13 protein-coding genes are annotated in these 8,837 nt (G+C 64.5%); 4 read left to right on the forward strand and 9 right to left on the reverse strand.

From position 1 onward, the window contains the following. The first annotated feature begins 1 nt into the window (after position 1). Complete coding sequence (locus TX80_RS00745; RefSeq protein ID WP_049920935.1) at positions 2–766, forward strand: archaeal proteasome endopeptidase complex subunit alpha; 765 nt, start codon at positions 2–4, stop codon at positions 764–766. Between the two features lie 11 nt (positions 767–777). Here TX80_RS00745 and TX80_RS00750 read toward each other — a convergent pair whose 3' ends face one another. The 3 genes from TX80_RS00750 to TX80_RS00760 all read right to left on the reverse strand — a co-directional run bounded on the left by TX80_RS00750 (position 778) and on the right by TX80_RS00760 (position 3,912). Beyond that, on the reverse strand, positions 778–1,782 hold the full coding sequence (locus TX80_RS00750) for a DUF7351 domain-containing protein (protein WP_049922133.1): 1,005 nt from the start codon (positions 1,780–1,782) through the stop codon (positions 778–780). A 146-nt stretch (positions 1,783–1,928) separates the two neighbouring features. Further along, on the reverse strand, positions 1,929–2,486 hold the full coding sequence (gene moaC, locus TX80_RS00755; protein ID WP_049920936.1) for a cyclic pyranopterin monophosphate synthase MoaC: 558 nt from the start codon (positions 2,484–2,486) through the stop codon (positions 1,929–1,931). Further along, the gene (locus TX80_RS00760; RefSeq protein ID WP_049920937.1) at positions 2,479–3,912 is read right to left on the reverse strand and encodes a bifunctional ADP-dependent NAD(P)H-hydrate dehydratase/NAD(P)H-hydrate epimerase; all 1,434 of its coding nucleotides are present in this window, start codon (positions 3,910–3,912) and stop codon (positions 2,479–2,481) included. The genes moaC and TX80_RS00760 overlap by 8 nt, the downstream gene beginning before the upstream one ends. Before the next feature lie 98 nt (positions 3,913–4,010). Between TX80_RS00760 and TX80_RS00765 the strand changes: the two genes are divergently transcribed. Beyond that, entirely contained in the window at positions 4,011–4,508 is a 498-nt protein-coding gene (locus TX80_RS00765; RefSeq protein ID WP_049920938.1) for a hypothetical protein, read from the forward strand. 101 nt (positions 4,509–4,609) lie between these two features. Here the strand turns inward: TX80_RS00765 and TX80_RS00770 are convergent, their stop codons facing one another. Both TX80_RS00770 and TX80_RS00775 read right to left on the reverse strand, forming a co-directional pair. Continuing rightward, positions 4,610–4,903 (reverse strand): acylphosphatase, encoded by a 294-nt coding sequence (locus TX80_RS00770; protein ID WP_049922136.1) that lies wholly within the window; start codon positions 4,901–4,903, stop codon positions 4,610–4,612. 68 nt (positions 4,904–4,971) lie between these two features. Continuing rightward, a complete protein-coding gene (locus tag TX80_RS00775) occupies positions 4,972–5,292 on the reverse strand; it encodes a DUF3784 domain-containing protein (RefSeq protein WP_049920939.1) in 321 nt (106 codons plus the stop codon). A gap of 218 nt (positions 5,293–5,510) precedes the next feature. Between TX80_RS00775 and TX80_RS00780 the strand changes: the two genes are divergently transcribed. After that, positions 5,511–5,897 carry a hypothetical protein gene (locus TX80_RS00780; protein WP_049920941.1) on the forward strand — a complete coding sequence of 129 codons (387 nt, stop codon included), beginning with the start codon at positions 5,511–5,513 and terminating at the stop codon, positions 5,895–5,897. A gap of 95 nt (positions 5,898–5,992) precedes the next feature. On the opposite strand, the gene TX80_RS00785 is transcribed toward TX80_RS00780, so the two are convergent. Then, positions 5,993–6,880, reverse strand: coding sequence for a DNA-3-methyladenine glycosylase family protein (locus TX80_RS00785; protein WP_049920942.1), 888 nt, complete (start codon positions 6,878–6,880; stop codon positions 5,993–5,995). A 133-nt stretch (positions 6,881–7,013) separates the two neighbouring features. Between TX80_RS00785 and TX80_RS00790 the strand changes: the two genes are divergently transcribed. Next, entirely contained in the window at positions 7,014–7,481 is a 468-nt protein-coding gene (locus tag TX80_RS00790) for a DUF555 domain-containing protein (RefSeq protein WP_049920943.1), read from the forward strand. A 144-nt stretch (positions 7,482–7,625) separates the two neighbouring features. On the opposite strand, the gene TX80_RS00795 is transcribed toward TX80_RS00790, so the two are convergent. From TX80_RS00795 to TX80_RS00805, 3 genes are all read right to left on the reverse strand, one after another. Beyond that, positions 7,626–7,862, reverse strand: coding sequence for a UPF0058 family protein (locus TX80_RS00795; RefSeq protein WP_049920945.1), 237 nt, complete (start codon positions 7,860–7,862; stop codon positions 7,626–7,628). Positions 7,863–8,115: 253 nt separating this feature from the next. Continuing rightward, entirely contained in the window at positions 8,116–8,295 is a 180-nt protein-coding gene (locus TX80_RS00800; RefSeq protein WP_049920946.1) for a DUF7836 family putative zinc-binding protein, read from the reverse strand. Between the two features lie 117 nt (positions 8,296–8,412). Then, positions 8,413–8,837 (reverse strand): transcription initiation factor IIB (locus TX80_RS00805; protein WP_195893007.1); only part of this gene is annotated, 425 nt, incomplete at its 5' end.

Here is an 8,837-nt window from a genome sequence, read left to right on the forward strand (position 1 = left end):
GATGGACCCGAACACCCACCAGCAGGCCTACGACCGTGGCAGCACGATTTTCTCGCCGGACGGACGGCTCTACCAGGTCGAGTACGCACGTGAAGCCGTCGAACGAGGCGCGCCGAGCGTGGGCGTGGTGACCGACGACGGCGTCGTCCTCGCGGCCCGAAAGCGGCTCCGGTCGCCGCTGCTCGAGGCCGAGACCGTCGAGAAGCTCTACGACGTCGACGATCACCTCGCGGTCGCCGCCGCGGGTCACGCCGCCGACGCCCGACAGCTCGTCGACGTCGCGCGACGAGCCGGGCAGCGACAGCGGCTGCGGTACGGCGAGCCGATCGGCGTCGCGCCGCTTGCGACCCGACTCGCCGATCACGTACAGGAACACACCCAGACCGGCGGCTCGCGACCGTACGGATCGGCGCTGCTGGTCGCCGGCGTCGATCCGGAGACCGGCAGCGACGCCGGATCACCGCGCCTCTACGAGGTCGATCCCGGCGGCACGTCGACCGGCTGGCGAGCCGCCGCTATCGGCCACGGGGCCGACGAAAGGAGACGGTTCTTCGAGGAGCAGTTGCCGGAGAGCAGTACGGACGGGACGGGCCGAACGCTCCAGCGGGGGGCAACGGTCGCTCTCGAGGCACTCGCGGCGACGGCCGAGGACGCGCTGACGACGGCGACGGTCGACCTCTTGGCCATCGATTCGACGGCGACGATCGACCGGTACTCGACAGACGATCTCGAGGCGACGCTCGCCGATGCCGGCGTCGGATCGTAACCCGATCCCGGTCAGGCTCCGCCGCTCGCGCTCGCCGATCCCGGCGATTCGGTATGGTCGACCTGCAGATCCATCCCATCCGAGCGCTGGACATCCACAACCGTCAGCTCGTCCGTGACGTACAGCGCGAGCACGTCCCCCTCGAGTTCGACGACGACCCGGAGCGCGAGCGGCTCCTCGGAGAGCACCGTCTCGGCCCACTCGGGTCCGACGTTCCAGATCGGACGCTCCCGAACGTCGCGGCCGTGATCGTGATAGAAGGAGACGACCGCGGGCTGTTCGAGCAACGTCAGCGCGACGGGACAGCGCACGGTCGTCCCACAGCCGTCACACGAGAGTTCGGCCTGGACGTGGTCGGTGAGTTCGGCGGGGAGTTCGTCGGCGACGTCCGCGGATGGGGTGACGAGCCGCGCGGAGACGCTGCCGGCACAGTCCGGACAGATGCCGTCCCGCATGCGTGCGAGTCGATCGCGGTGGTACCGGTCGAGCGCGTCCGGGAACGCATCGCCGTGTGCCTCGAGTCCGGCAGGCGGCAAGCCGAGATCGAGGAGTGTTCGATCACAGCCGGCACAGGCCACCGTCACGACGTTGTCCGTCGAGCGTGCCTCGAGCGCCTCGCGTTCACAGAACGGACAGGCGTCGTCGAGATCGACCGGCGGATGGTCGACCCGGCGGGTGTACGCCCCGGTCGCGATGTCTCGGGCGGCCCGAACGCCGGCATAGGTGAGTTCGTAGCCGCCGTCGGATCCGTTTTCGTCTCTCTCGTCTTTTCGGACGTACGGGCCGACGAGTTGGTCGAGGTGGTAGGCGAATCCGGCTGACGTCTCGACGTCGGACGCCGCGAACAGTTCCGAGAACGTGGCTCTCGAGGTGGCGTCGCCGTCCGTTCGCTCGAGCAGTGTCTCGAGAATCCCCGTCCGGACGTCGTTACCGAGCACCTGAAAGGCATCGCCGGGCTCGACGAGTTGCTCGCCGTTCGGACCGCCGACCGACGCATCCGAATCCTGCCGGGACATATCACGTCGTTTGCCCGTCGAGAGGGATGTCGGTTCCGTGACCGGCAATCGAGCGTCCCCGTCGAAGCGGCGACCCGCCCGAACGTCCGGCCAGTCGGGCAGGAAAACCAGCGTGAGAGCACCGCCTATGCCGGTTTCGCTCCCCGTCACCGACCGCTCGAGGTCGGCTCTCGCTTTTCCTTCTCGAGCACCCGGACGTTCTCGATGCCGGTCTCGGGGTACTGGCCGTCGGCGTTTTTCTCGACGGCCTTTACCATGTCCCAGACGACGTTCAACCCCGTCGTGACGCCCTCGAGGGCCTCCATCTCGCACCCGGTCTTGCCGGTGGTCTCGACGGCGACCTCGAGTTCGACCCGATCCCCGCGGAGGTCGAAGGCGGTGTCGACGTTCGTGATCGGAATCTGGTGGCACATCGGGATCGTCTCCCATGTGTGTTTGACCGCCTGCACGGCTCCGACGCGGGCGGTCGCGAGCACGTCGCCCTTGCCGATCGCGTCGTCGCGGATCGCCTCGATCGTCGACGGTTGCAGACGGATCTCGCCCGCTGCGACGGCGCGGCGTTCGCTGTCGGGCTTGTCGCCGACGTCGACCATCTGGACCTCGCCCTCCTCGGTGGTGTGGGTGAGGTCGTCGGCGTCGGTCCCGTCAGTGGTCCCTCTCGGGTCCGGGTTCGACCCTTCGGCGGGAGCGGGGTCTTCAGACATCGCGATCACCCCCGTCCCACAGGACCGCGGGGATCTCCGCGAGCAGATCCGATGCGAGGAAGCCGTGTTCGTTCGTCTCGGCGAGGCGTTCGCCCGCGAGACCGTTGACGTGTGCGGCCGCGGCGGCCGCATCGAGCGGGTCGGCGTGCTCGAGCAACGCGGCGACGATTCCGGCGAGCGTATCGCCGGTCCCGCCGACTTTCATCCCGGGTGTACCGGCCCGGTTGAGACGGGTTCGGTCCCCGTCGGTCACCACGTCGATGTCTCCCTTCGCGAGGACGACGTGGCCCAGCTCGGCCGCGAAGGTCTCGATTTCGTCGACGGCGTCCCGCAGCGAGTCGGCCTCGGGACCGCCCATCGCCGCCAGTTCGCCCCGGTTCGGCGTACAGACCAGCGTCGCCGCCGTCTCCACATCGGGGACGATCTCGAGGGCGTCGGCGTCGACGACCGCACGGCCAGCGTAGGACTCGAGGAACCGGCGGACGGCCGCGAGCGTTTCGTCCGCGGTCCCGAGTCCGGGACCGATGACGACGACGTTGTCGTACCGCTGTGCGGTCTCGAGGAGGTCCTCGGCCGTCTCGGGTGTGAGAACCTCGCTCTCGTAGGGCTGGACGATCAGGTCCTCGGCGTAGCTCTGGATTTCTCCGGCGACGGATTCGGGGGCGGCGACGAACGGCAGTTCGGAACCGGCCCGCAGCGCGGCTTGAGCGGCCAGTGCCGGTGCGCCCGTATAAGGACCGCCACCGATGACGTACGGCCGGCCCTCGCGGTCGTAAGGACGAGCGAGCGAGACGTCCCCGGGACCGACGAACCGCTCGGCCGCGGCCGGAATTCCGATGTCGGCGACGGTTATCTCGGCCGCAAGATCCTCGAGTCCCGGCTTCGCGTCGTGGAAGGTGACCACGCGGTCGGCGTCGACGCCGTTGTCGGCGTGCTCGCCCGCATCGGCGTCGAAACCCGACGGAACGTCGACCGCGACGACTGTTGCATCGGCGTCGGTGATCGTCTCGGCTGCGGTCGCGGCGGGCTCTCGAAGATCGCCGCTGATCCCCGTTCCGAGCATCGCGTCGACGACCACGTCGGCCTCGGGGAGCGAGAACTGGCTCGAGTCCGTCACCTCCCGGGCGTCGTGGTCGGCCCGTTGCAGGGCGTCCCAGTTCTCGCGAGCGATCTCGGTGCCGATGGTTTCGGCGCGCCCGAGCAGAAGCGTGGTAACGTCGTAGTCGTCCAGAAAGCGGGCGGCGACGAACGCGTCACCGCCGTTGTTCCCGCGGCCGGCGACGATGACGACCCGATCGGCCGGCTCCGCGACCTCACGGACCGCGCGGGCGACGGCGTGTCCGCTCGACTCCATCAACTGCTTTCGGGGCACCCCCAGCGCCGCGGCGTTCTCGTCGACGGCGGCCATTCGCTCGCCTGTAATCATGTGCGGGGGTTCGACGGGCCGTCCGTTCAACGTTGCGGACCCTACCGGAACACATCGTTAGGCCCCACGCACATGCTACTCGAGCCACTACGGCCGCCGTGAACGTCTTCTGGCTCGACGAGGACCCGCGGCTCGCCGCTCGCTATCACTGCGATCAGCACGTCAACAAACTCCTGCTCGAGGCCGCGCAGGTCCTCTGTACGGCGGCCCGCGAGAACGGGTACGACGCCGATTTCCTCTATCGATCGACCCACGTCGACCACCCAGTGACGCAGTGGGCGACCGAATCGCGGGCGAACTGGCTGCGCCTGCGCGACCACGCCGAAGCGCTCAACGCCGAGTTCGTCGACCGGTACGACAAGGACGACGACCACGCCTCGTGGGACGTGATCGAACGCATCGATCCCGACGCGATCGAGTTTCCCAGCGAGGAGCCGACGCCGCGCCCGCAGGCGATGCCCGACGAGTACCGGCGACCCGGGGACCCAGTCGCGGCCTACCGGGCCTACTACGCCGGCGAGAAGGCCGATTGGGCGGAGTGGAACCACTGCGACGAACCGCCGTGGCTCGAGACGTACACAGCCGACGCCGAGTGACCGTCTCGAGTCGGGTTCGAACAGCGTTATCAATCAATGAGTCGTCACTCTCGCTACACACCCGATCGCACGAGGGCCGTGCGATCGGTGTGTGAATCGTTTCAGTTGTTACTATTGTCGTAGCGGATCTCGAACCCGGTTTCTCCCTGTGGCTCCTCGTACTCGACGTCGACGTCCTCGACCTCGGCGGCGGGGCTGCCCTCGTGGCAGAACTCGAGCATCGACTCGACGGCCTCCTCGGGTCCCTCGAAGACCGCCTCGACGCGACCGTCCGGGAGGTTCTTCACCCAGCCGTCGACGCCCGCCTCGCGGGCGGTATCGCGGGTCGTCGCGCGGTAGTAGACGCCCTGTACGGTTCCCGAGACGAACACGTGTGCGCGGGTGCGCTCGGACATGTCGGAGTGGTCGACCGCGACCGTCAAAAATCCGCAGCAAACGAACTCGCCGGAACCGGGAGCGGCGGTTACTCGTCAGCTTCGTACCGACGCGTCCCGTACACCATCCGAACGAGCAGGGAAAGGTAAGCCACGGTCGCCGCCAGCCAGACGGCATCGGTTGCACGGTTCCCGAACAGCCCGGTGGCATCGCCGATCGCGACGACAAACACGAGCCCGCTGACGTAAAGCAGGTTCGTCCCGACGAAGTTCGCTAACCCGTCCTCGTCGGTGACCCGATCCGGATCGTACCCGGCGATCAGTTCGACCCGCCCGAAGTACTTGATCAGGACGCCGATCGTTCCGACGACGCCGGCAGCAGCGATAAGTATCAGTAACCGCCCATTCATATGGCCATCGTCGCCCCGAACGCACAAATGGCTACCCCCAGCTGGCGTTCCCGGTTACGGAGGGACGTACCGTAACGTAGACTGGACGATATATTGCCGCACTACTATATTTACTGTGATATAGAAAGGTATTAATATTCCCACTATCTGAATAAAATTGCATGTCGGAAGATGGTGCATCTATATCCGGTCGACGTTCGTTTCTGAAACAAGGTGCAGTGACCGCTATCGCAGGAAGCGGCCTCGCACTTTCGTCCGGATCGGCAGCAGCAGCAGGCAAGGAGTACAGACTCACGGTCTACGCGGATACCGACACCGGCGAATACACGCTTGAAATTCCGGATGACGATCCGATAGAGAAAAACACCGAACTGACTGACGATGTTACCAGTCTCGATGACACCGCCATCGTCAGCGGGAAAGTGATCGACGGCTTTATCGGATCGGCCAAGGACCGGTACAAGTTCGATAATCAGGCCGGCTGGGCCTGCGGCGACTCGACGGACCCCGCCCCGGAACACGAACCCGGTTGCAGCAATCCGGAGGACCTCGTCGAGGTACACGAACTCGATGCGGGCATCAGTTACGACGTAGAGAAACTGTGAAGCGACGGGAACGCGGTCCCTGTCGTGTGGGTGCTACCTGATCGAAACTGACCGAGGGGAAGCCTGATCGGGTTCTCGATTATTTTCTCCCCTTTCTACCCGTCATCACCGGTTCGGAGGTGATGAAAGAGGTACGTCTGTGCGTAGCCGGCGTACTCGCCGCCGAGTCGGCCCCGGATCGCACGCGACGTCGCCGCGTAGGACCCACGGTCACAGTCCGGATAGTGGTCCGCAATCGCCGACTTGATCCACGTATCGAGCGGGACGGCCTCGTCGAACCCCAGCGAAAAGAGGAGCACGCAGTCGGCAACCTTGTCGCCGACACCGACGAACTGACACAGGTACTCCCGTGCCGCTTCGTACTCGAGGTCGCGTGCCGCGGCCGGATGGACCTCGTCCTCGGCGACCATCTCGGCCGTCCGGACGACGTACGGCGCACGATACCCCAGTCCCAGCTCCCGGAGTTCGGCCTCGGTCGCGGCCGCGAGTTGATCGGGCGTCGGGAAGGCATAGTACTGCTCGCCGTCGAACCGAATCTCGTCGCCGTACTCGCGGGCCAGCGTCGACACCATGTCGTGGATGCGGCTCACTCGCATCTGGGCGGAACAGATAAACGAGACGAGCGTCCCGAACGGCGGATCCTCGACGAGTCGCATCCCGCGGTGGGCGTCGTAGGCTTCCCGGAGGAGCGGATCGTCCGGAGCCGCGTCGACGATCGCCTCGAGATCGTCGTCGAGTCGCAACAGTCGCCGGACGAGCGGTTCAGCGTCGGTCGTCGACTCCCACTCGAGAACGCCGTCGCGGATTCGAACCCTGAGCGGTGTGTCGTCGACGACGGTGTAGTACCACGCTTCGGGCGCAGGCGTTCCAGTATACATGTCGCCGTCCGCACGCCGCCAGAGGTAAGTCTGGCCGCTCTCGAGCGTCCGGTAGAGGTCGAGTCCCCCGGAGAGGTCGTCGGTCGGGATCGTTCCCGTTTCCATTCATCCGACAGTTCGGTGGCGACGGCTTGGACTTTTCGGACCGCCGCAATGGGGATCACTCGCAGGGACTGTCCGTTCGCAGTGATGGTTGATGGGGCGAACCTTCATACTGGAGGCGACACAATGTCTAGGTATGAACTGCAGGGTTGTCGTCGAAGCTGCCGTGCCGGTGTTCGACGTTGAGACGGAAGACGAGGCGATTCGTATCGCCATCTCGAAGACGGGCGAGATGTTGAACCCTGACCTGAACTACGTCGAAATTAACATGGGCGAGCGAACGTCCCCATCGGGGGAGGAACTCCCGCCCGCGTTCATCGCTGCCGACGAAGCGCTCGTCGCACTCGAACTCGAGATGACCGTCTTCAACGTCGAGCGCGAGGAACACGCCTCGCGTATCGCACGCAAGGAGATCGGTCAGCGTCTCGAGAACATTCCACTCGAGGTCAAATGCGTCGAAGTTCTGGAGGAGGAGGCGGTCGACGAGGAGACGGATGCCGAAACCGAAGACTCGGACGTGGACTCGTCGGGCGACCCGGAGTCGGCGGACGAAAGCGAGGAAGACGACGAAATTCTTCCGGAATTCGAAGATTTAGTCGAGTAATACGATCCTAAGACCGGTTTTTCTGCCGTTACTCGGCGCACGGAGCCACCACAGCAGGTGGTGAAAGAGGGGAGAAGACGCACTGCTGACGGAAATAGCCTCGCCAGTCGACCGTTTTGGCGACCGAAGGATGCTCCGTGGTACTCAGTCCGCGGTGGCGGCGACTGCTTCTTGTTCGTCTTCGCGCATGTTCGCCGTAATCCCTCCAGCAAGGGCAAAGACAGCGGCTTTGTGGTCCGTTTTCGATTTGTGAATCGATGTCGGTCGAATACCGAGTGATTCGTACTCCTCGAGGTCGATCTGACAGCCGTCCCACTCTGCGCACTGGTTCGATACCTCCGCAAGAAGTCCGTGAAGGTGAATGAGCTCCTGCTTCTTCATAAGCATGCACTCCTATCCACTGCAGGGTTATATTATTATCTTGAGTCGCGTTACCATACGCCCAATATTATCGGATCTGAACGTCGTTTTCAGCGGATAGTCGAAGTCGGGAGATAACCCACTGAAACGCATCACAACAGCAGTCCGTCACTGTAACGATCAGGATAACGACCGATTTCTTTCGGTCGAGCGGTCACTACGCTACGATTACTCGTCACTAAGATGAGCGGACGGCAACCCAAGACGGAACGACCTACCCGAGTTGTTTTAGCGTCTGAAGGTCACGATCCGTTCGCATGAATTCGGCAGTCCGTCGAGACGCGTGACAGTTCGGACAGTGAAACATTTCGGTCGATTCGGGGAGTTCGCCCGGAGACACCTGCCAGTCTTTCGTACATTCGGGACACAACAGTTGCACGGTCGTTTCGTCCATGGTATTCCATTTCACACCAGCAGTGAAAAACTTTGTCGCGGTCGTCGTTTCGGGGCGGAAATCAGCAACCCAACGTTACGACACCGATGACGATCCCTCTCGAGCGTACGGTGGGATTTACGCCGGTGCCGCCGTGTCCGATGCCTCGAGCAGTTCCTTGTACCGGTTTCGGATGGTGACTTCGGAGATGCTTGCGACCTCGCTGACCTCGTTCTGGGTGACCTTCTCGTTGGTCAGGAGGGCTGCCGCGTAGACGCCCGCGGCGGCGAGACCGACCGGCGACTTGCCGCTGTGGACGCCTTCCGTCCGCGCCGATTCGAGGAGTTCCCGCGCCATCCGCTCGGTCTCGTCGGAGAGATCGAGGTCGCTGACGAACCGTGGGACGTAGTGTTCCGGATCGGCGGGTTTGACCTCGAGACCGAGTTCACGGATGATGTAGCGGTAGGTTCGGGTCAGTTCCATCTTGTCGACCCGGCTGACGGCGGAAATCTCGTCGAGGCTGCGGGGGGTGCCGGCCTGACGGGCGGCCGCGTAGAGGGCGG

Source organism: Halopiger djelfimassiliensis (assembly GCF_000455365.1).
Lineage (GTDB): Archaea > Halobacteriota > Halobacteria > Halobacteriales > Natrialbaceae > Halopiger_B > Halopiger_B djelfimassiliensis.